The sequence below is a fragment of the Pseudomonas sp. KK4 genome, from assembly GCF_001984065.1.
Taxonomy (GTDB): Bacteria; Pseudomonadota; Gammaproteobacteria; order Pseudomonadales; family Pseudomonadaceae; genus Aquipseudomonas.
This window is the reverse complement of the sequence record NZ_LYVP01000087.1, coordinates 1-21,997: the sequence shown is the minus strand read 5'-3', so window position 1 is coordinate 21,997 and position 21,997 is coordinate 1. Positions and strand designations below refer to the sequence as shown.

Genomic DNA, 21,997 nt, shown 5'->3' with positions numbered 1-21,997 from the left:
TGCTCGCGATGGTCGTCAACGATGACACGGGAAACCTGACACCCCGCCCGGCATTCATCGCGAGCAAGCTCGCTCCTATAGAAAAGCTCTCAGCGCAGGCCCCCGCAAAAGAGCAGCCGATCGCCCCTCGATCACTCACTCCAGCACCCCGCTCGCGAAAGTATTAACACCATTTGACGCGTGTCCCATCGCCGACCCTCTACTAACGTGTGTCAGGAATGAAACGGTTCCGGGTCGTAGCAGTTTCGATTTCCGCATCAGTGGGTCACGTCATTGCTGCACGCCCTTCATGGATTGAAGTGGGTTAGCCACGAAAGGAGTTCCCCGTGGATGCAAGGTTTGCTGTTGCCCTCGTTTCTCGTTTGTCCCCTCTTTCCCTTGCTGTTCAGCTCAGTGTCGCCGGCCTGTTGTTCGGGGCGGTGAGCCCTGAGGCGCAGGCGACCTGTTCCACGGCGGGGTCGACTGTCACCTGTACCGGTGTGCCGAGCCTGCCGCTGTTTCTCAACAATTTCAGCAGCGCCACCAGCGGCCTGACGGTCAACGTCAACACCGGGGCGCAGATGAACGCGACCCTCGGTGGCCATGTGATGGACCTGACCGGGGCCAACATCACCCTGAACAACTCCGGCACCATTGACCCGGCGCTGCTGGGCTTGGTGTCGATATTAAGCGGCGGTGCGTTCATCGGGACCGGCGCCACCAGCACGGTCAGCATTCTCAACAACGCCAGCGGGATCATCCGTGGTACCGGGATGCTGCTCGGGCTCAACCTGACCAGCATCGACGGCCTGGGCATTGCCGTGAACAACGCCGCGGCCGGCACCACCAGCATCACCAACAACGGCACCATCACGTCTACCGGCCTGTCGGTGGGCGGCATCACTTTGGCGGACACGCCAGTGATCGGCGTCTACGGCGGCTCGCAGGTCAACATGACCAACAGCGCCACCGGTGTCATCAACGGCCGGATAGCCTTCGAGACCTCTGCGACGGGCAACACCTTCACCAACGCCGGCGCCATCACCGGCGGCGTGTCGATGGGGGCCGGGAGCACCAACACCTTCACTGCCGTGACTGGCTCTTCGGTTCAGGTCGGTGATGGCGTCCAGATCAGCGTGGGTCTGGGCGGGCTGATCAACATCAACCTGACCTTTGCCCCCACCGGCACGGTCGACGGTGGCTCGGGTGGCACCAACAGCCTGATCCTGCAGAACACGACCGGTGTCGGCGGCGGCACCGCAGGCGCGGGAACGGCGTCCAGCGCTACCTACGTCAACTTCAACAACCTGACCCTCAACAGCGGCACCTGGACCTTGCAGGGCCCGCTGGTCAGCGGCGCCACCACCCTCAATGGCGGTATCGCCCAATTCAACAACAACGCCACCTTCGGCAGCGGCGTGTTGACCTCCAATGGCGGGGCCATCCAGGCGAGCAACGCCGGTTTGAACATCAGCAACCTGATTTCGCTCGGCGCCGGCGGCATGACCGTGCAGGGCACCAACGCCACGACCCTGAGCGGTGTGATTTCCGGCAGCGGCGGCTTGACCAAGATCGGCAGCGGCCAGTTGAGCCTCAGTGCTGCCAACACTTACCTTGGCAACACCACGCTCAACGGCGGCACGGTGCAGTTGGGCAATAATCTGGCGCTGAGCACCGGCACCCTCAACTTCACCGGGGCGACCAGTCTGTCGGCGCCAGGCACCATCAACCTGAGCAATGCCATCAGCCTCGGTGGCACGATGACCACCACTGGTACGGGCGCCCTGACCCTCGGCGGCTTGATCAGCGGCAGCAGCGGTATCACCAAGACCGGCACCGGCAGCCTGATCCTCAGCGGCGCCAATACCGGCTACACCGGCACCACCACCCTGAGCGCCGGCAGCCTGCTGGTGACCAACAACAACTCTCTGGGCAGCGGTGCGCTGAACACCGCCGCCGGCACCAGCCTCGACAGCACCGCCAACGTGACCCTGGCCAACAACGTCGGGTTGACCGGCGCCCTGAATGTGCTCGGCAGCAATGCCCTGACCCTGGGCGGCGTTTTGTCCGGCACCGGCGGCATCACCAAAAGCGGCAGCGCCAGCCTGACCCTCACCGGCAATAACACCAACGCTGGTAACACCCTGCTCAACGCCGGCAGCCTGTTCGTGGGCAGCAACACCGCGCTCGGTACCGGCGCCTTGAACGCAGCGGCCGGCACCCTCCTGGATGCGACCACGGCCGTGACCCTGGCCAACGCTGTAGCGCTGGCGGGGGACATGACCATTGGCGGCACTCAGGCGCTGGGTCTTAGCGGCGTGGTCAGCGGCGCCGGCAACCTGATCAAGAACGGTACCGCGAACCTGACCCTCAGCGGCAACAACACCTTCACCGGCGGCACCGCGCTCAATGCCGGGACGCTGATCGTCGGCTCCAACACCGCGCTGGGCACCGGCGCCTTGACCACGGCCGCAGGCGCCACCCTCGACGCCAGCACCGCGGTAGCACTGACCAATGCGGTCAGCCTGGGCGGCAACCTGAACATCGGCGGCAGCGCCAACCTGACCCTGGGCGGCATCGTCAGTGGCAGTGGCGGATTGACCAAAAACGGCGCGGCCAACCTGATTCTCAATGGTGCCAATACCTTCCTCGGCGCCGTCGCCTTGAACGCCGGTACCCTCACAGCAGGCGCCAATGCTGCACTAGGCAGCGGCAACATCACCGTCGGCGGCGTGGCGACACTCGACAGCAATACCGCCGTGACCCTGAACAACAACATCATCCTCAACAACAGCCTGGGCATTGGCGGCAGCAGCGGCCTGACCCTGGGCGGTGCGATCAGCGGCACCAGCCAACTGGTCAAGAACGGCGCGGCCAACCTGACCCTCAACGGCACCAACAGCTACAGCGGCGGCACCACACTCAATGCCGGCAGCCTGACCGTCGGCAACGGCGCGGCATTGGGCACCGGTGCCTTGTCAGTGGAAGGGGCGGGCACCCTCAACAGCAGTTCGGCCGTCACCCTCAACAACAACATCATTCTCAACGCCAACCTCACCGCCGGCGGCGCCAACGCGCTGACCCTCGGCGGCGTGATCAGTGGCAGCAACGGTTTGATCAAGACCGGCGCATCGAGCCTGACCCTCAACGGCAACAACACCTACACCGGCACCACGTCGCTGAACGCCGGTTCGCTGATTGTCGGCTCAAATACCGCACTGGGTACTGGCTCGGTGAACGCGGCGAACGGCACGACACTCGATGCCAGTACGGCGGCAACACTGGCCAACAACGTCAACCTCGGCGGCACCGTGACTGTAGGCGGCAGCAATGCCCTGACCCTCGGCGGCGTGATTGCCGGCATCGGCGGGCTGGTCAAGAACGGCGCCGCCGACCTGACCCTCAATGGAGCCAACACTTACTTCGGCAACACCGCACTGAACGCCGGCAGGCTGATAGTCGGCAGTAACACCGCGTTGGGCAGCGGCACGCTGAACGCGGCGGCCGGTACCACCCTGGACGCCAACACCGCCGTCAGCCTGAACAACGCGGTGGCCCTGGCGGGCGCCTTGAGCATCGCCGGCACTGCCGACCTGACGCTGACCGGCCTGGTCAGCGGCGCCGGCAGCCTGGTGAAAAACGGCGCGGCCAACCTGATTCTCAACGCGGCCAACGGCTACCTCGGCGGCACCACCCTGAATGCGGGCACGTTGACCGTCGGCAACAGTTCGGCACTCGGCAGCGGTGCCTTGACCGTCGCTGGCGCGGCGACCCTGGACAGCAATTCGCCGCTGGTCAGCCTCAACAACAACGTCGCCTTGAATGCCGCACTGACCGTGGGCGGTACACAGAATCTGACCCTCGGCGGCGTTACCAGCGGCACCGGCCAATTGATCAAGGACGGCGCGGCCAACCTGACCCTCAACGGCAACAACACCTTCAGCGGCGGCACCACCCTCAACGCCGGCACCCTGACCCTGGGCAATGCCAATGGCCTGGGCAGTGGCGCCTTGACCGTCGGCGGCGCCGCGACGCTGGACAACAGCGCATCGTTCGGCATCGGCAATGCCATTACCTTGAACGCCGCACTGACCGTCGCTGGCAACAACGACCTGAGCCTCAACGGCATCATCGAGGGTGCCGGCAGCCTGACCAAAGATGGCCTGTCGGACCTGACCCTGGCCGGCAACAACACCTTCACCGGTGCGCTGAACATCGTCTCGGGCAGCGTCACCACCCTCAACACCAACGCACTGGGCAACACCGCGGGCGTCAACATCAACGCCGGTGCCGCGCTCAACCTGGGCAGCGATGCCAGCCTGGCCGCGCTGACCGGCAGCGGCAGTGTGCAGCTTACCGGCAGCAATACGCTGACCGTGGGCGGCGCGAGCAGCACCAGCACGTTTGATGGTGATCTCAGCGGCAGCGGCGGCCTGATCAAAGTCGGTACCGGCACCCTGAACCTGACCGGCATCAACGGCATCACCGGCAACACTGCGATCAATGGCGGCGTCCTCAACCTGACCGGTTCGCTGGCCAGTACGCAGGTCAACGTCAACACCGGCGGTACCCTGACCGGCACCGGCTCGGCGATTGGCTCCGTAAACGTCAACAACGGCGGTCATCTGGCGTTGTCGTCGGGCAACCAACTGTCGGCCGGCGCGCTGACCCTCGCCGCCGGCAGTAACGTCGATGTGGCGTTGGGGACACCTTCGACCACGTCACTGATGAACGTCGGCGGCAACCTCACCCTCGACGGCAATCTCAACGTCACCGATGCCGGCGGCTTCGGCGTCGGTGTCTACCGCCTGTTCAACTACACCGGCGCCCTGACCAACCTGGGCCTGGACGTCGCCAGCGTGCCGGTCGGTTACGGCCTGGGCGATCTGCTGGTGCAAACCGGCGTGGCCAATCAGATCAACATTCAAGTGTCGGCACCGAACGCCAACATCCGCTACTGGGACGGCAGCCAGACCATTGCCAACGGCGTGGTCGATGGCGGCAGCGGTACCTGGAACGCGGTGGGTACCAACTGGACCGATGCCAACGGCCTGGTCAACCAGCCGTGGGCCGGCGACTTCGCGGTGTTCCAGGGCGCCGCCGGCACTGTGACGGTCAATGGCACCCAGCTGTTCACCGGCATGCAGTTCCTCACCGACGGCTACAACCTGGTCAATGGCACAGCGGGGCAACTGACGGCGGTCAACGGCACCGGCGGCACCACGGCAGTACGGGTCGATCCGGGCGTGACCGGCACCCTTGGCGTCAACATCGACGGCAGCGGCATTCTCAATAAACTCGACAGCGGCACCCTGGTGCTCAACGGCGCCAATACCTACAGCGGCGGCACGCAACTGGACGGCGGCAAGCTTGTCGTCGGCAGCAATACGGCGTTGGGCAGCGGTACGCTGACTGCCAATGCCGGCACGCAACTGGACAGCAATACCGCGGTGACACTCGGCAACGCCGCAATCCTCAATGGCAACCTGACTGTGGTCGGCAGCAATGCGCTGACCCTCAACGGCGTGATCGGCGGCACCGGTGGCTTGATCAAGAACGGCGCGGCCAACCTGACCCTTGGCGGCAACAACGCTTTCCTTGGCCCGGTTGCACTGAACGCCGGCGGCCTGATCCTGGCGTCGAACTCGGCGCTGGGCTCCGGCACGCTGAACGCGGCGGGCGGGACCACGCTGGATGCGAGCACTCAGGTGGCGGTGAACAACGCGGTGAACCTGGCCGGCAACCTCGGCGTCGGCGGCTCGGCAGACCTGACCCTGGCCGGCACCGTCAACGGTGCCGGCAGCCTGACCAAGAACGGCGCGGCCGACCTGACCCTGAGCGGCAACAACAACTTCCTCGGTGGCATCAACCTGAATGCGGGCAGCCTGACCGCCGGCAGCAACTCGGCGCTGGGCCTGGGCAACCTCACCGTGGCCGGCGCGTCGGCGCTGGACAGTAACGGCGCGATCAGCCTGGGCAACAACGTGGTGCTCAACGCCAACCTGAGCAACACCGGCAGCAACGACCTGACCCTGGCGGGTGTGGTCAGCGGTGCGGGCGGGTTGATCAAGAACGGCGCCTCGAACCTGACCCTCAATGGCATCAACACCTTCACCGGTGGCACCACCCTCAACGCCGGTACGCTGACCCTCGGCACGGGCGACTCACTGGGTTCCGGCGCACTGACGGTGGCGGGCGCGTCGACCCTCGACAACAGCTCGCCGCTGGTGCTGGCCAACGATGTCAACGTCAATGCCAACCTGAGCCTGGCCGGCAACAACAACCTGACCCTTGGCGGTGTGATCGACGGCGCCGGCACCCTGACCAAGGCGGGTCTGGCCGACGTGACCCTGGCTGGCAACAACAGCTTCAGCGGCACCTTCGATGTGCAGTCCGGCAGCCTCACCACCCTGAGCACCGGGGCACTGGGCAACAACGCGACGGTCAATCTCGCCGGCGGCTCGGCGCTCAACCTCGGCGCCTCGGGCAGCCTGGCCAGCCTCACAGGCAGCGGCACCGCGCTGGTCGGAACCGGTAATACGCTGAGCCTGGGCGGTAACAACGTCAGCAGCACCTTTGCCGGCGTCCTCAGCGGTGACGGCGGACTGACCAAACTCGGCACCGGTACCCTGACCCTGAGCGGCCTCAGCGACCTGACCGGCGACACCAACGTCAATGCCGGCACCCTGCAGGTCGACGGTTCGCTGGCCAGCGCCAATGTGCTGGTCAACAGCGGCGGCACCCTCGGTGGCAGCGGCACCTTGACCGGCGCGGTGACGGTGGCCGATGGCGGTCATCTGGCGGGCGTGACCGGTAGTACCCTGTCGGTGGATTCACTGGTGCTCAATGGCAATTCCAACTTCGATGTGGGCCTCGGCACACCGGTGTCCGGTGGCGGCAACGCACTGATCAACGTCGGCGGCAACCTGACCCTCGACGGCACCCTCAATGTCAGCGATATCGGCGGCTTCGGCAGCGGCGTGTATCGCCTGATCGACTACACCGGCGGCCTGACCGACAACGGCATGCTGATTGGCACGGTGCCGGGCAGCGTCACCCCCGGCGATCTGCAACTGCAAACCGCGCTGGCCAATCAGATCAACCTGCTGGTCACCGCACCGGGCGTCACCGTGCAGTTCTGGGACGGCAATCAACTGGTGGCCAACGGTTCGGTGGAGGGTGGCAGCGGTACCTGGGGCACCGGCACCACCAACTGGACCGACGTCAACGGCACCACCAATCAGGGCTGGACCAACAACTTCGCGGTGTTCCAGGGCGCGGCGGGCACCGTCACGGTCAATGGCGCGCAGACCATCACCGGCCTGCAGTTCGTCACCGATGGCTACAGCTTGCAGGATGGCACCGCAGGTTCGCTGAACCTGGTCAACGGTTCGATGGGCAACGCCTCGGTGCGGGTCGACCCGAACGCCACCGCCACCCTCGGCGTGGCGCTCAATGGCGCCGGTACCCTTGGTAAATACGATACCGGCACCCTGGTGCTCAACGCGGCCAACGGCTACACCGGCGGCACCGCGCTCAATGGCGGCAAACTGGTGGTCGGCAATAACGCTGCCCTCGGCACCGGCGTATTGACGGCCGCCAACGGCACGGCGCTGGACAGCAACACCGCCGTGAGCCTGGCCAACGATGTGGTGCTCACCGGTGGATTGAACGTCGCCGGCTCTAACGCCCTGACCCTCGACGGCGATGTGAGCGGTGCGGGCAGCCTGATCAAGACCGGCGCTTCGAGCCTGACCCTCAACGGCAACAACAGCTACAGCGGCGGCACCCAGCTCAACGGCGGGACGCTGATCCTGGGCAACAACAGTGCGATCAGCAGTGGTGCGTTGAGTGTGCTGGGCAACGGCACCCTCGACAGCACCTCTGCGCTGCAACTGGCCAACGCCATCAACCTTGGCGCGCAACTGACCCTGGCCGGCAATCATGACACCACCCTGATCGGCGCCATTGCCGGCACCGGCAGCCTGGTGAAAAACGGCAACGGCGATCTGCTGCTCAGCGGTGCCAACACCTACAGCGGTGGCACCACACTGAACGGCGGCAGCACCCAGGGCGACACCAGCAGCCTGCAAGGGGCGATCGTCAACAACGCGGCGCTGACCTTCGCGCAGAACAGCGACGGCACTTACACCGGCAACCTGACCGGCGCCGGCACCCTGAGCAAAACCGGCACCGGCGAGTTGCTGCTGGCCGGCAACAACGGGTTCACCGGCAATACCGATGTGCAGGCGGGGACCCTGCGGGTCAACGGCGTGCTCAACAGTGCCAACGTCAATGTCGCCAGCGGGGCGCGGATCGGCGGCAGCGGCACCCTCGGCGGCGCGGTCCAACTGGCCAGCGGCGCGACGCTGGTCGGTGGCGGCGCTGCATCACCGTTGTCGGTCGGTTCGCTGGCGTTGTCGTCGGGCACCAACCTGGACTTCAGCCTCGGCTCGGCCGCCAGTTCCACCACGGTGGTGAACGTGGCCGGCAACCTGACCCTGGACGGTACGCTCAACATCAGCAACGCCGGCGGCTTCGGCACCGGGGTCTATCAACTGTTCCGCTACGGCGGCAGCCTGACCGACAACGGTCTGGTCTATGGCAGCCTGCCGGTGTCGGCGGCGAACCTGACTCTGCAAACCGCGCTGGCCAACCAGATCAACCTGCTGGTGCAAGGCACGCCGGGCGAAGTGCAGTTCTGGAATGGCGGCAACCCCAATCCTGACGGCTCCATCGACGGTGGTAGCGGCGTCTGGGGGCCAGGCACCGTCTGGACTGACCCCACCGGCACCCAGGCGCTGGCGTCCAATGGCCAGTTCGCGGTGTTCGGCGGGCAGGGCGGCACGGTCACGGTGGTGGGCAACCAGAACTTCACCGGCCTGCAATTTCTCGACAACGGCTACAGCCTGGTACCGGGCAGCGGTGGCAGCCTGACCCCGGTCAACGGTGTGGGCGGCAGCCTGGCGCCAGTGCGGGTCAACGCCGGCGTCACTACGCAAATCGCCGTACCGCTGGTGGGCAGTGGCGGCATCGAAAAGCTTGACTCCGGCACCCTGATCCTCAGCGGCGCCAATACCTACAGCGGTGGCACCACGGTCAGCGGCGGTACGCTGGTCGGCAACACCACCAGCCTGCAGGGCAACATCCTGGACAACGCCTTGCTGGTGTTCCAGCAAAACGTCGATGGCCCATTCAACGGTGTGCTCAGCGGCACCGGCAACCTGGCCAAACGCGGCGCCGGGACCTTATTGCTGACCGGCAACCAGCCGTTCAGTGGTGCGGTGTCGGTGGATCAGGGGCTGTTGCAGGTCGGCACTCGCGCCGCTCTCGCGTCCCTTGGCGGCCAGGTGACGGTGGCCAATGGCGCTGGCCTGAGCGGTAACGGCAGCGTCGGTTCGCTGCTCAACCACGGTGTGGTGATATCGGGCGCCGAAGCGGGCAACCTGAGCGTGGCCGGTAATCTCACCAACGCGGCCGATGGTCTGCTGGCGCTGACGGTCAGCTCGCCAAACGCCACGCCACTGGTGGTCGGCGGTACCGCCACCCTGGGCGGCGGGCTGCAAGTGAACAGCCTGGCGCCGTTCACCGGCAGCGCCGTGTATTCGCTGATCACCGCCGGCGGTGGCATCACGGGCACCTTCAGCAGCACCAACCTGCCATCGCTGGCGTTCTACGACACGGCGCTGCAGTACGGCACCAACCAGGTGTCGCTGGCGGTGAACCGCAACGGCACGTCGTTCGTCGACGTCGCGGCCACCGGCAACCAGGCCGGCACCGCAGCGGCCTTGGCCAGCAACGGTCCGGCCGGTGCGCCACTGCGCCGGGAAATCCTGGGCCTCAGCGTGGCGGGGGCCCAGGCGGCGTTCGACAGCCTGTCCGGGGAGATTCACGCCAGTACTGCCAGCGCGATCCTGGAGGACTCGCGCTACATCCGCGACGCGGTCAACGATCGCATGCGCCAACCGTCCTGCAGCGGTCCGGACGATCCTCGCCGGGCCCTGGCGCCAAGCGACAACCAGTTGAGCAGCAACGGTTGCCACGGCGAAATGGTCGGTTGGGCCCGTGCACTGGGCGCCTGGGGCGAATCCGATGGTGACAGCAACAGCGCCAGACTCGATCGCAACCTCAGCGGTTTCATGCTCGGCACCGACAAGCAACTGGACGATCAATGGCGCGTGGGCATGGCCGCTGGCTACACCCGTAGCGACATCGACGCCCATGACCGTCGTTCCGACGCGACGGTCGAAAGCTACCACTTGGCGGCCTACCTCAACTCGCAGTTCGATGCCCTGGCGGTACGCCTCGGCGCGGCCTACAGCTGGCACGACATCGAAAGCAAACGCAACGTCAGCGTCGGCAACTACAACGACCGTCTGAAGGCTCACTACGACGCTCGCAGCGCCCAGGTGTTCGGTGAAGTCGGCTACACCCTGCAAGCGGCCGGCGTTGCCCTGGAACCGTTCGCCGGCCTGGCCTATGTCAACTACGACAGCGACACCGCCCACGAAAAAGGCGGGATAGGGCGGCTGGACGCCGATGCCGATCAGGACATCACCTTCTCCACCCTGGGCCTGCGTGCCGGCAAGGTGATCACCCTGGACAACGGCGGGCAATTCACCCCACGGGCCGCCATCGGCTGGCGCCATGCCTTCGGTGACACCAAACCCGACGCCGACCTGACCTTCGTCGACGGCGGTGCCTCGTTCAGCACCCAAGGCGTACCGATCGCCCAAGACAGCGCCCTGCTCGAAGCCGGCGTCGACTTCCAGATCAGCCCGACCGGCAAACTGGGGATCGGTTACTCGGGACAGGTGTCGAGCAAAAACGAAGACCATGCGATGACGATCAGCTTCAGCCTGGGTTTTTGAGATTGCTTGCAGCTCTTTGACCGCCCGCAAGGGCGGTTTTTTTTCGGGCAAAAAAAGGTCGACGTGTCTCCTGTAGGAGCGAGCATGCTCGCGATGAACGTCCGGGCGACGCGGGCAATCAGACAGCCAGCGTCATCGTTGACGACCCTCGCGAGCAAGCTCGGCTCCTACACAGCCATGGCGCAGTGACCGTCAGCACATCATTGACTGATCCACCGCTTTCGCGAGCAAGCCCGCTCCCACAGTGGGCGAGGGTCCTCTGATAGAATCGCCGGCATTGAACCTGCCGAGGTACCCCCGATGAGCGAACCCATCCGCCTGACCCAATACAGCCATGGCGCTGGCTGCGGTTGCAAGATTTCCCCCCAGGTGCTGGAAGTGATTCTGGCCGGCAGCGGGGCGCAGAATCTGGACCCCAAACTGTGGGTCGGCAACGCCTCGCGCGATGACGCGGCGGTCTATGAGATCGATGCCGAGCGTGGCGTGGTCTCGACCACTGACTTTTTCATGCCGATCGTCGACGATCCCTACGACTTCGGCCGCATTGCCGCCACCAATGCCATCAGCGACATCTACGCCATGGGCGGCGATCCGCTGATGGCGATCGCGATCCTCGGCTGGCCGGTCAACGTGCTGGCGCCGGAGATCGCCCGCGAAGTGATCCGCGGCGGTCGGGCGGTGTGCGACGAGGCGGGCATCCCCCTGGCGGGCGGGCACTCCATCGACGCGCCGGAGCCGATTTTTGGCCTGGCCGTGACCGGGCTGGTAGAAAAACGCCACATGAAGCGTAACGACACCGCCACCGCCGGATGCCTGCTGTACCTGACCAAACCCCTGGGCATCGGCATCCTCACCACCGCCGAGAAGAAGGGCAAGTTGCGCAACGCCGACATCGGCCTGGCCCGCGACTGGATGTGCACCCTGAACAAATCCGGCAGCCGCTTCGGCAAACTGGCCGGCGTGACGGCGATGACCGACGTCACCGGTTTCGGCCTGCTGGGGCATCTGGTGGAGATGGCCGATGGCAGTCAGCTCACCGCGCGCATTCAGTACGACCGGGTACCGCGTCTGGAAGGTGTCGAGTATTACCTCGAACAGGGCTGCATCCCGGGCGGGACCCTGCGCAATTACGACAGCTACGCCAGCAAGCTCGGGCGTCTGCAGGAACTGCACAAACGCGTGCTGTGCGACCCACAGACCAGCGGTGGCCTATTGATCGCGGTCACCCCCGAAGGCAACGACGAATTCCTCGCCGTGGCCACGCAACTGGGGCTGAGCCTTGAACCGATCGGCGAACTGGTGGAGCGACAGAGCCACGCGGTCGAGGTGGCTTGATGGCTGTCGACTGCACCGATTACCGCGACATCTTCCTCAACGACCGGCCGATGATGGATGCCCGCGCGCCGATCGAGTTTGCCAAGGGCGCGTTCCCCGGCGTGATCAACCTGCCGCTGATGAACGATCACGAACGGCAACGCATCGGCACCTGCTACAAACAGCAAGGCCAGCAAGCGGCCATCGAACTGGGGCATCAACTGGTGTCTGGCGCGGTCAAGGCCGAGCGCCTGCAGGCCTGGGCGGATTTCGCCCGGGCGCATCCCGATGGGCTTTTGTACTGTTTTCGCGGCGGCTTGCGTTCGCAGATCGTCCAGCAGTGGCTCAAGACCGAGGCGGGCATCGACTATCCGCGGGTTGGCGGTGGGTATAAGGCCTTGCGCCATTTCCTGCTGGAGACCCTCGACCAGGCCGTGACCCAGTGCGATTTCGTGCTGTTGGGCGGCATGACCGGCACCGGCAAGACCGAGGTGCTGACGCAACTGAGCAATGGCCTGGACCTTGAAGGCCACGCCAATCATCGCGGCTCCAGCTTCGGCAAGCGCGCCACCGGCCAACCGTCCAACATCGATTTCGAGAACCGCCTGGCGGTGGACTTGCTGAAGAAGCGCGACCACGGCATCGAGCAGTTCGTGCTCGAAGACGAAAGCCGTGCGATCGGCAGTTGCGCGCTGCCGTTGCCGCTGTATCAGGGCATGCAGCAGTTTCCGATGGTCTGGCTCGAAGACAGCCTGGAGGGACGGGTCGAGCGGATCCTGCGCGATTACGTGGTGGACCTGTGTGCCGAATTCATCCAGGTCCATGGCGATGAAGGCTTTGCTCTGTTCAGCGAGCGCATGCTGGCGAGTCTGGACAACGTGCACAAACGCCTGGGTGGCGAGCGGCATCGGCGGTTGATGCTGTTGATGGACGATGCGTTGGCGGAGCAGGGGCGTAGCGGCGCGGTGGATCTGCACCGGGGCTGGATTGAGGGGTTGCTGGTGGAGTATTACGATCCGATGTATGCGTTTCAGCGCGAGAAGAAGGGTACGCGGATCGAGTTTGCGGGGGAGCGTGGGGCGGTTATTGAGTACTTGCGGGATCGGGTGAATCTGCGAGGTTGAGGGTGGTTTTGCAGGCCTCTTCGCGAGCAAGCCCGCTCCCACACTCGATCCTGGGTGAACGCATTATTGGCGTCTCACAGAGATCCAGTGTGGGAGCGGGCTTGCTCGCGAAAAGGCCCGGACAGGCGCCGCATCACTCAGGTCGGGCAAGTCTCCAGCCCATTGTCCAGCCCCTGCTTGTAGCTGTGGCTGACAAGGCTGGCCTTGCCGTTGTGCCAGGTCAGGGTCAGGACGAACAACGAGTCGTAGTCGTTCGATTCCCAATCCTGGGTGATCTTCTGCTTCTTGCCGACGGCTTCCCCGGCCACCTTGTTGATCAACTCCGGCAGGTACCCATGGGACCAGGCGGTGTAGATCACCGAGTTGTGGTACTTGTCGTGCAGCAGTTCATCGGCCAGGTCGCTGGTGTCGTTGGCCGAAAAATTGATGTTCACCGGCAGGCCGAGCTTGATTGCGCTGGGGCTGATGGTCATCAGGGGGCGGATGTAGCTGTAGGAATTGTCCAGCTCGCCTTCCTCGACGTTTCGGGTCGGGTTGGCGGCAAACACGTAGTCGGCCTTGCCGAATTTCTCCGGCAGCAGGGTCGCCAGGTCGATCGCGCGGTTCAGGCCCTGGCAATTGAGCTGGCCCAGTCCCCCGGCCGGTTTTTCCGCGTGGCGCAAGAACACCAGGGTCTGGGTGCCATCGACGGGTTGGGCACGACTTTCCCGGGACTCGAGCAACAGGAACAACGCGCCGAACGCCAGCACGGCGGGCAGGAAAATGTAGGCGCGATGTTTAAAGCGGTTGGCGAGTTTCAGAAAATTCGTCATGGAAAAAAGGGTTCTTCAGCTTATTGGTTAAGGCTGACAAACCTTTACACCGCGAATTTCCCGCATCGGGTGTTTTCCATGTCGTGAAGCCAGTCCGTTTTCAAAGGGGCAGTGCTCAGAGTCCTCTGAAGCCCGTTTGGTTCGATTCCGGCCGTGGGGCGCAGCAATGTACCGGTAACCTTAAACGGGTTGGTGTAAAGGTTATCGACAGGATGTTGCGATTTGATGGACAGGCTACACGGCCAGTGCCAACAGGCGTTGTCATCTCTTTTGATCTTCACCATCAGCAAGAATGATGGCCCCAGGCGTGGCGCCCCGCCTGATCTGCATTATGATCGACGTTCTCAATTGCCCGTGGACGTTGCCCATGACCGATTTGTCTGCATTCCCCATCACCCAGAAGTGGCCGGCCCAGTACCCGGAGTGGATTCAGCTGTATTCCCTGCCGACCCCCAACGGCGTCAAGGTCTCGATCATGCTCGAAGAGATCGGCCTGCCCTATGAGCCGCATCGCGTGGGGTTCGACACCAACGACCAGATGTCCCCCGAATTCCTGTCCCTGAGCCCCAACAACAAGATCCCGGCGATCCTCGACCCCCACGGTCCGGGCGATCAGCCGCTGCCGTTGTTCGAGTCCGGGGCGATCCTGATCTACCTGGCCGACAAGAGCGGGCAACTGCTGCCCCAGGACGCCGCCGCGCGCTATGAAACCATCCAGTGGCTGATGTTCCAGATGGGCGGGATCGGCCCGATGTTCGGCCAGCTTGGCTTCTTCAACAAATTCGCCGGCAAGGATTACGAAGACAAGCGTCCCCGTGATCGCTACGTCGAGGAAAGCAAACGCCTGCTCGGCGTGCTGGACAAACGCCTGCAAGGCCGCGAATGGGTCATGGGCGATCGCTACACCATCGCCGACATCGCGATTTTCCCATGGGTGCGCAACCTGATCGGTTTCTATGAGGCGGGCGACCTGGTGGGTATCCAGAATTTCCCGAACGTCACCCGGGTGCTGGAACGCTTCCTGGCGCGGCCGGCGGTGCAGCGCGGGCTGGAAATCCCCAAACCCGTCACCAACTGATCCACCACTTACCCTGTGGGAGCGGGCTTGCTCGCGAAAGCGGTGTGTCAGTCAACCCTGTGCCGGCTGACCCACCGCTTTCGCGAGCAAGCCCGCTCCCACAGGGTTTCGCGTTTGTCCCGTTTAACGATTTTTCAGGAATACCCATGTCCAGCCAGTTCCCCGAAGCACGTCCCCGCCGTCTGCGCCGCAATGCGAGCCTGCGCAGTCTGTTCCAGGAAACCGAATTCAGTCTGAACGACCTGGTGCTGCCGATTTTCGTCGAAGAGGGCATCGACGATTTCGTACCGATCAAGAGCATGCCCGGGGTGATGCGCATTCCGGAGAAGAAGCTGGCCGGCGAGATCGAGCGCTACGCCCGGGCCGGGATCAAGTCGGTGATGACCTTCGGCGTGTCCCACCACCTGGACAGCACCGGCAGCGACACCTGGAACGACAACGGCCTGGTGTCGCGCATGTCGCGCATCGCCAAGGAAGCCGTGCCGGAGATGATCGTCATGTCCGACACCTGCTTTTGCGAGTACACCGACCACGGCCATTGCGGCGTGCTGCACAACCACGAAGTGGATAACGACCAGACCCTAATCAACCTCGGCAGGCAAGCGGTGGCCGCGGCCCGCGCCGGCGCCGATGTGATCGCGCCGTCGGCGGCCATGGACGGGCAGGTCCAGGCGATTCGCCGGGCGCTGGATCAGGCCGGTTTCACCCAGACCGCGATCATGGCCTATTCCACCAAGTTCGCTTCGGCGCTCTATGGCCCGTTCCGCGAAGCCGGCGGCAGTGCGCTCAAGGGCGACCGCAAGAGCTATCAGATGAACCCGATGAACCGCCGCGAAGCGGTGCGTGAGTCATTGCTGGACGAACAGGAAGGCGCCGATGCGCTGATGGTCAAGCCGGCGGGTGCCTACCTGGACATCATCCGCGACATCCGCGAAGCCTCGCGCCTGCCGCTGTCGGCGTATCAGGTCAGCGGCGAGTACGCGATGATCAAATTCGCCGCCCAGGCCGGTGCCATCGATGAAGACCGCGTGGTGCGCGAAAGCCTCGGCGCGATCAAGCGGGCGGGGGCGGATCTGATCTTTACCTACTTTGCGATGGACCTGGCGCTGGCCGGGATCTGAATCCAGCGTGGCCCCCCTGTGTGTGCTCAGGATTTGTTGAAAAACGGCCGAATCCCCTGATCGCGAAAATACCGCTCGATCACCTTCGGGTCCGAACTGTCATCGGCAATCGCCACATAACTATCGGGCCGCAACAGGTAGAAGCCGTTACGCGCCAACCCCGCCGTTTCGAACGCCGGCCGCCAGTCGAACACCTGCAGCGGCAGATGGTGTTCGTTGCACCAGGCGATCATCTCGTCGCTGGTGTCGCCGTACACATGCACCTGCCAGACCGGACACTTGAGCGATTCGAAATTGTCGCCCTCGCCATCGTGTGCCCAGGGCAAGCGGTCGCCGCCGTGCACATGGCCGGCAACGCCGGTGCTCAAGGGCATGCCACGGTAGTTGACGGTGATCTGCGAGACCGTGCGGAACAGGAACTCCCGGGACATTTCGAACGAGGCCATTTTCGGCAAGAGGAACGGTGCCACCCGGGTGCGCAGCAGGTCGGCCAGACGCCCTTCGGCGGTGGCGAAGGTAAAGACCCGGTCGGTGGTGGCCACCAGTTTGCGGGCGAAGGCCATGCGCTCGGTTTCGTAACTGGCGAGCAGTTGCGCCTCGGCGCCGCCGCTCAAGACCGCCGCCAGCTTCCAGGCCAGGTTGATCGCATCGCCGATCCCGGTGTTCATGCCCTGGCCACCGGCGGGGCTGTGCACGTGGGCGGCGTCGCCCAGCAGGAAGGCCCGGCCGGTGCGAAAGTGATCGGCCACGCGATGATGCACGCGATAGGTGGAGAACCAGTTCACCTGCTCGATCTTCACCTGCATGTTGTCAATGGCATGGCTGCTGACGTCCTCAAAGCGCAGGGTTTCGGCCCGCTCGGCGCGTTCATCGCGCACCGTGCCGATCAGGCGCGCCCGACCTTGAGCGTCCAGCGGGAACACGGCCAGGAAGTCCGCTTCGTCGAGGTCCACGTGCAGCTCGCCGTCGGACGCCGGCCCGCTGGCCTGCACATCGGCGACATAGAAAATCTGCTGGTAAGTGCCGCCTGGAAATTCGGTATCCAGGGCCTTGCGCACCATCGAACGGGCGCCGTCACACCCGGCCAGGTAACAGGCCTGACAGGTTTCCTGCTGACCGTCCGGCAGGCGCAAGGTGGCGGTGATGCCATCGCCGGTTTCCTCGAAACCCAGCAGCTCAGTGTTGCGCTCCACCGTAATACCGAAGGTTTCGAGCCGATCGATCAGCAGCCGTTCGTGGGCGTCCTGAGGAAATATTTGCATGAACGCGTAGGGTGTCAGGCCCTCGCCGACACGGTCCAGGGGCAAGCGTGACACGGGTTTGCCCTTGACCCAGAAATTGGCCGCCGCCACGCAATGGCCGTTGTCGATGATGGCGTCGGCAAGGTCCAGCTGGCGATACAACTCCAGGGTGCGCGCCTGCACAGCCACCGCCCGCGAGGTGGTGCCGGCGGCCGACGTCTTGTCGATGATCCGCACGCGGATCCCCAGTTTGCTCAACCACAGCGCCAGCACCAGCCCGGTGGGGCCGGCGCCTGTGATCAACACGTCGCTGCGATGCATGGCCCGTCCTCCTTGTTGTGTAGGGCAAGTATGGTCCAAACGCGAAACCCTGTAGGAGCGAGCTTGCTCGCGATGGACGTCAACGATCGCCCGTACTTCCTGAAACCCCATGCCGTGTATTCAGGTTCAACGACGGCTGCGCAGCCGGACCCAGCCGCGCAGGCTCGGCAGCTGCTACAAATGAACATTGGCGGGCCGGGCACGGTCATAGCCATCAACCTGCCATCGGCCTTATGGTTGACCCGGCGCATCGAATGACCAGGAGCCCCATGCAAGCCCATCGATTGATCATGAGCATCGCCGCGTTGCTGGTGCTGGCCGGTTGCGGCACTCAGCGGCCCCAGGAACCTGCGCCTCGCAGCCCGGCCGAGGTCAAGGCTGACATTCTGCGGCTGCTGCCGGCCAGCGCTGTCGATCGTCAGGGCTGGGCCACGGATATCCAGGTCGCCTTCACGGCGCAGAACATTGCGCCGACCCGGCAGAACCTGTGTTCGGTGCTGGCCGTCACCGAGCAGGAGTCGACTTTCCAGGCCGATCCAACGGTGCCGGGGCTGGGCAAGATCGCCCGTGACGAAATCGACCGCCGCGCAGCCAAGGCGCACATCCCCAGTCTGTTGGTCAGTGGCGCGCTGCGGGTCAGTTCACCCAACGGCAAGACCTACAGCGAGCGCTTGAATGCCGCCCGCAGCGAAAAGGAACTGAGCGCGATATTCGACGACTTCATCGGCATGGTGCCCATGGGCCAGACGCTGTTTGGCGGCTTCAACCCGGTGCACACCGGCGGGCCGATGCAGGTCAGCATCGAATTCGCCGAGAAACAGGCCAAGGGCTACCCCTACCCGGTGGACGGCTCGATTCGCCGTGAGGTGTTCAGCCGTCGGGGCGGTCTGTATTTCGGCATCGCGCATCTGTTGGGTTACCCGGTGAGCTATCCGCAGCCGCTGTACCGTTTTGCCGATTTCAACGCCGGTTGGTACGCCAGCCGCAACGCCGCGTTCCAGAACGCGGTGAGTCGTGCTTCGGGGATCTCGCTGGCGCTGGATGGCGATCTGGTGCGCTACGACTCGATCATGCCCGGCAGCACGGAGCTGGCGGTGCGCACCCTGGGCAAGCAGTTGGGCATGCGTAACCCGACGATCCGCAGTCAACTGGAGCAAGGCAACACCTTGGCGTTCGAGAGCAGTGAGCTCTATAAGCGGGTTTTTGCAATGGCCGACAAGGCTGAGGGTCGGGCATTGCCCCGTGCGGTTTTGCCGGGGATCGTGCTGCAAAGCCCGAAAATCACCCGCAAGCTGACCACGGCGTGGTTCGCCAAGCGGGTGGATGAGCGGTATCAGCGGTGCATGGCGCGGGCGGATTGAGGTCAACACACCACACTCCCCAATAGAGACTGCCGGGCGCAGCGAGGCTGCGATCATCTGATTGTCAGAGCACTTTCACCGCGCGCCCGATGAACTGGATCGGCCCGGTCGGCTTGCCGATCGGTGAGCCCGTGGTGTTTTCCAGGGTCAATTCGAATAACTGGTTCGGTTCCAGTGGCGGCAGCTTGTCCAGCGCCACCTTCAGGGTTTGCCCGGGTTTGACCAGGCCCAGGGACACCGGACCTTGCCAGCCTTCAGCCTTGGTCCAGAACTCCAGTGCCTTGTCTGCCGGCACTTCAACCACCCCCAGCGGGATCAGCTGGATTTCCCTCGGATCACTGGCCTGAATCACCCAGCCCGGCGCCTTGTCCTGCGGCGCGACCAGCACCACCAGATAAGTGGGTTTGACTGTGGTCTGGGTCAGCAGCAGCGCGCCGAGCAACAAGGTTGCCGCTAGCCCGGCACCGGCCAGTCCGCGCCACATTGACAAGCGATCCCACCAATGGGTGGGTTGCTCGGCAACCGGCGTCGGTTGCCGGCGGCCCAAGGCGTTCATGCTGCGTTCGATGCGCAGCCACAAATGCGTCGAAGGGGTTTGGGGTGCAGCCAGATCCGTCAGGCCCAGCAAGCGACGCTCCCAGCTATCCACCGCGGCACGCAGCTCATTATCGGTGAGCAGGCGTTGCTCAACCTCGGCGCGCTGTTGGGCCGAGAGGGTGCCCAATACATATTCGCTGGCCAGTTCATCCCGTGCCTGCGCAGTGTCGTCGGTCGGTCCGGTGATCATCCCATGCACTCCCGCAATGCCGTCAGGCTCCGCTTGATCCAGGCTTTGACGGTGCCCAGCGGGGTGCCGAGTTTGTGTGAAATCTGTGCGTGGCTATAACCGTCGACATAGGCGTGCACGATGCAACTGCGCCGCGCCGGTTCAAGTTGCTCCAGGCACCGATGAATACGCGCCGAATGTTCCTGGCTATCGGTGATCTCCATGTCGGCCACACGTTCGACATCGTCTTGAGTCTCGCGCTGGTGATCACGCAGGTAGTTGAGCGCCAGATGCCGGGTCACGCTGAACATCCAGCCCCGCGCCGAACCCCGTGCCGGATCGAACCCCCCGGCACCGATCCATATTTTCAGGAACGCATCGTGGACGATGTCCTCGGCCAGCGCTGTATCGCGAACCAGGCGCTTGGCCACCCCCAACAGCCGCGGGCTTTCCTGCACGTACAAATCGCGCAGTGCCTGGCGCTCGCCGCGAGCGCAGGCGGCCAATTGGTGTTCGTAGTCGAAGAGGGTTTCGGGCAGGGACACAGTTCTCGGCCGGCAAATAGGGTCGAATGCAATCTAGCAAACAAACCGTCTTCCCGTGGCAACAAGACTGCGGCCACGGGAAAAACGGTCACATGGCAGGCCTTAGCTCGCCGACCAGAAAATGTAATCGGCCTGGTACTTCACCACTTCCTGCTTGCCTTTGTTGGCCGTGGTGCATTCGGTGCCTGGCGCGACGCCGCCCTTGAGGGCCACACGCTGGATGTAACTTACGCCGCTCATCGCACCTTTGCCTTCGGCCGGGTTGGCCTTGACCAACTGGTAGGGCAGATTGCCCGGGCTTGAGGGGGCCACTGCCAATTGAGTGCCCGTGACTTTCGAACCGTCCCTGGCTTGCCAGGTGGCCGGTGGTCCGAAATACGTGCCGACCTGTTTGCCACTGCGATCATTGAGCACGGCTTTGGGGCCGACGAAGGTCCATTCGGTCTGGCCCGCCGCATTGGCCTTGTCCCGGCATTCGTAGGTGATCTCACCGACCCCGGTGGTTTCCATGGCGACCTTGTGCCCATCCGGCACCTTGATGCTGTCGGGCAGGCCGGTCTGGGCATAGGCCGCAGGAACAGTGGCGAACAAACCGACAAGGCAAATCAGCTGTTTAGCGTTCATCAATAGCTCTCCGAAAAGGGGGGGTTGCATTGGGCAGCAACAGGCGCTGCTACAGGTACTACCCTTTGCAGAGCGCTTTGGATGCAGTGCGTCGACATTTTTTTTCAACAGGGTCAGGGCAACGGCTGCAGAGCTGCCCAAGGAGGCGTGTATGTATCAACTCTACGGCCATCGAAACTCGGGCGCGGCGGCGATAGAGGCGGCACTGGAGTTGTGCGAGATCCCCTATCGCTTCATCGATGTCGAGGCATCGCCGGAGGCCGCCCAGGCGCTGGAAAAACTCAATCCCCTCAAGCAGATTCCGACGCTGCAGTTGCCCGACGGCGCCATTCTTACCGAGAGCGCGGCGATCCTGATTCACCTCGGCCTCACGTTTTCCCAGTCGAAGTTGTTGCCGGATGCCCCCGCCGATCGTGATCAGGCCATCCGAGGGCTGACGTACATTGTCAGCAATTGCTACGCGGCGATCGGCATCGTCGATTACCCCGAGCGCTGGCTGGCCAAGGTGGATGAGGCCTCGCGACAAAACCTCATGGCCGGGGCTCGCGCGCGCCTGCATTGGCATTGGGAAGTGTTTGCCGATCAGTTTTCCGCCGAGTTGTATCTGGGGGACGAGCCCCCCGGAGCGCTGGATGTGCTGGCGGCGGTGGTTTCACGCTGGTCCGGGAGCCGGGAACATTTGCGGCGCACCCGGCCGGGGTTCTCCGCGTGGCTGGAGCGCATTGACCGGCATCCGACCCTGGCGCCGGTCTTCGCCCGGCATTGGCCAGCCTGAACACCACAAAACCAAATGTGGGAGCGGGCTTGCTCGCGAAAGCGGTGTGTCAGCCAATGCATAAT

Annotated in this window: 13 protein-coding genes; 8 read left to right on the top strand and 5 right to left on the bottom strand. The window is 64.2% G+C overall.

Annotation, left to right across the window (positions count from 1 at the left end):
- The first annotated feature begins 326 nt into the window (after window positions 1-326).
- The 3 genes from B0W55_RS22410 to mnmH all read left to right on the top strand — a co-directional run bounded on the left by B0W55_RS22410 (window position 327) and on the right by mnmH (window position 13,288).
- Entirely contained in the window at window positions 327-10,850 is a 10,524-nt protein-coding gene (locus tag B0W55_RS22410) for an autotransporter-associated beta strand repeat-containing protein (RefSeq protein WP_077048094.1), read from the top strand.
- Window positions 10,851-11,150: 300 nt separating this feature from the next.
- A complete protein-coding gene (selD, locus tag B0W55_RS22405) occupies window positions 11,151-12,185 on the top strand; it encodes a selenide, water dikinase SelD (protein ID WP_077048093.1) in 1,035 nt (344 codons plus the stop codon).
- On the top strand, window positions 12,185-13,288 hold the full coding sequence (gene mnmH / locus B0W55_RS22400; RefSeq protein WP_077048092.1) for a tRNA 2-selenouridine(34) synthase MnmH: 1,104 nt from the start codon (window positions 12,185-12,187) through the stop codon (window positions 13,286-13,288). Before selD ends, mnmH begins: the two co-directional genes overlap by 1 nt.
- A 137-nt stretch (window positions 13,289-13,425) precedes the next feature.
- Here the strand turns inward: mnmH and B0W55_RS22395 are convergent, their stop codons facing one another.
- On the bottom strand, window positions 13,426-14,100 hold the full coding sequence (locus B0W55_RS22395) for a histidine phosphatase family protein (RefSeq protein ID WP_077048091.1): 675 nt from the start codon (window positions 14,098-14,100) through the stop codon (window positions 13,426-13,428).
- A gap of 367 nt (window positions 14,101-14,467) precedes the next feature.
- On the opposite strand from B0W55_RS22395, the gene B0W55_RS22390 reads away from it, so the two are divergent.
- Window positions 14,468-15,178: a glutathione binding-like protein gene (locus tag B0W55_RS22390; protein WP_077048095.1), complete on the top strand. Its 711-nt coding sequence runs from the start codon at window positions 14,468-14,470 to the stop codon at window positions 15,176-15,178.
- Between the two features lie 146 nt (window positions 15,179-15,324).
- The gene (gene hemB / locus B0W55_RS22385) at window positions 15,325-16,299 is read left to right on the top strand and encodes a porphobilinogen synthase (protein WP_077048090.1); all 975 of its coding nucleotides are present in this window, start codon (window positions 15,325-15,327) and stop codon (window positions 16,297-16,299) included.
- Between the two features lie 26 nt (window positions 16,300-16,325).
- Here hemB and B0W55_RS22380 read toward each other — a convergent pair whose 3' ends face one another.
- Window positions 16,326-17,861 (bottom strand): FAD-dependent monooxygenase, encoded by a 1,536-nt coding sequence (locus B0W55_RS22380; protein ID WP_077048089.1) that lies wholly within the window; start codon window positions 17,859-17,861, stop codon window positions 16,326-16,328.
- A gap of 63 nt (window positions 17,862-17,924) precedes the next feature.
- Between B0W55_RS22380 and B0W55_RS22375 the strand changes: the two genes are divergently transcribed.
- Window positions 17,925-18,119, top strand: coding sequence for a hypothetical protein (locus B0W55_RS22375; protein ID WP_077048088.1), 195 nt, complete (start codon window positions 17,925-17,927; stop codon window positions 18,117-18,119).
- An 11-nt stretch (window positions 18,120-18,130) separates the two neighbouring features.
- On the top strand, window positions 18,131-19,222 hold the full coding sequence (locus B0W55_RS22370; protein WP_077048087.1) for a DUF1615 domain-containing protein: 1,092 nt from the start codon (window positions 18,131-18,133) through the stop codon (window positions 19,220-19,222).
- A 64-nt stretch (window positions 19,223-19,286) separates the two neighbouring features.
- Here the strand turns inward: B0W55_RS22370 and B0W55_RS22365 are convergent, their stop codons facing one another.
- The 3 genes from B0W55_RS22365 to B0W55_RS22355 all read right to left on the bottom strand — a co-directional run bounded on the left by B0W55_RS22365 (window position 19,287) and on the right by B0W55_RS22355 (window position 21,157).
- Window positions 19,287-20,006, bottom strand: coding sequence for an anti-sigma factor domain-containing protein (locus B0W55_RS22365; RefSeq protein WP_371807289.1), 720 nt, complete (start codon window positions 20,004-20,006; stop codon window positions 19,287-19,289).
- Window positions 20,006-20,533 carry a sigma-70 family RNA polymerase sigma factor gene (locus B0W55_RS22360; protein ID WP_077048085.1) on the bottom strand — a complete coding sequence of 176 codons (528 nt, stop codon included), beginning with the start codon at window positions 20,531-20,533 and terminating at the stop codon, window positions 20,006-20,008. Before B0W55_RS22360 ends, B0W55_RS22365 begins: the two co-directional genes overlap by 1 nt.
- A 102-nt stretch (window positions 20,534-20,635) precedes the next feature.
- On the bottom strand, window positions 20,636-21,157 hold the full coding sequence (locus tag B0W55_RS22355) for a DUF3455 domain-containing protein (protein WP_077048084.1): 522 nt from the start codon (window positions 21,155-21,157) through the stop codon (window positions 20,636-20,638).
- Window positions 21,158-21,308: 151 nt separating this feature from the next.
- On the opposite strand from B0W55_RS22355, the gene B0W55_RS22350 reads away from it, so the two are divergent.
- Window positions 21,309-21,932: a glutathione S-transferase N-terminal domain-containing protein gene (locus tag B0W55_RS22350; RefSeq protein WP_077048083.1), complete on the top strand. Its 624-nt coding sequence runs from the start codon at window positions 21,309-21,311 to the stop codon at window positions 21,930-21,932.
- Window positions 21,933-21,997: the final 65 nt, after the last annotated feature.

What these genes read in the sequence shown, in the direction of transcription:
- selD (WP_077048093.1), top strand. Translation starts at nt 11,151, where the DNA reads ATGAGCGAACCCATCCGCCTGACCCAATACAGCCATGGCGCTGGCTGC.
- mnmH (WP_077048092.1), top strand. Translation starts at nt 12,185, where the DNA reads ATGGCTGTCGACTGCACCGATTACCGCGACATCTTCCTCAACGACCGG.
- B0W55_RS22395 (WP_077048091.1), bottom strand. Translation starts at nt 14,100, where the DNA reads ATGACGAATTTTCTGAAACTCGCCAACCGCTTTAAACATCGCGCCTAC.
- B0W55_RS22390 (WP_077048095.1), top strand. Translation starts at nt 14,468, where the DNA reads ATGACCGATTTGTCTGCATTCCCCATCACCCAGAAGTGGCCGGCCCAG.
- hemB (WP_077048090.1), top strand. Translation starts at nt 15,325, where the DNA reads ATGTCCAGCCAGTTCCCCGAAGCACGTCCCCGCCGTCTGCGCCGCAAT.
- B0W55_RS22380 (WP_077048089.1), bottom strand. Translation starts at nt 17,861, where the DNA reads ATGCATCGCAGCGACGTGTTGATCACAGGCGCCGGCCCCACCGGGCTG.
- B0W55_RS22370 (WP_077048087.1), top strand. Translation starts at nt 18,131, where the DNA reads ATGCAAGCCCATCGATTGATCATGAGCATCGCCGCGTTGCTGGTGCTG.
- B0W55_RS22355 (WP_077048084.1), bottom strand. Translation starts at nt 21,157, where the DNA reads ATGAACGCTAAACAGCTGATTTGCCTTGTCGGTTTGTTCGCCACTGTT.
- B0W55_RS22350 (WP_077048083.1), top strand. Translation starts at nt 21,309, where the DNA reads ATGTATCAACTCTACGGCCATCGAAACTCGGGCGCGGCGGCGATAGAG.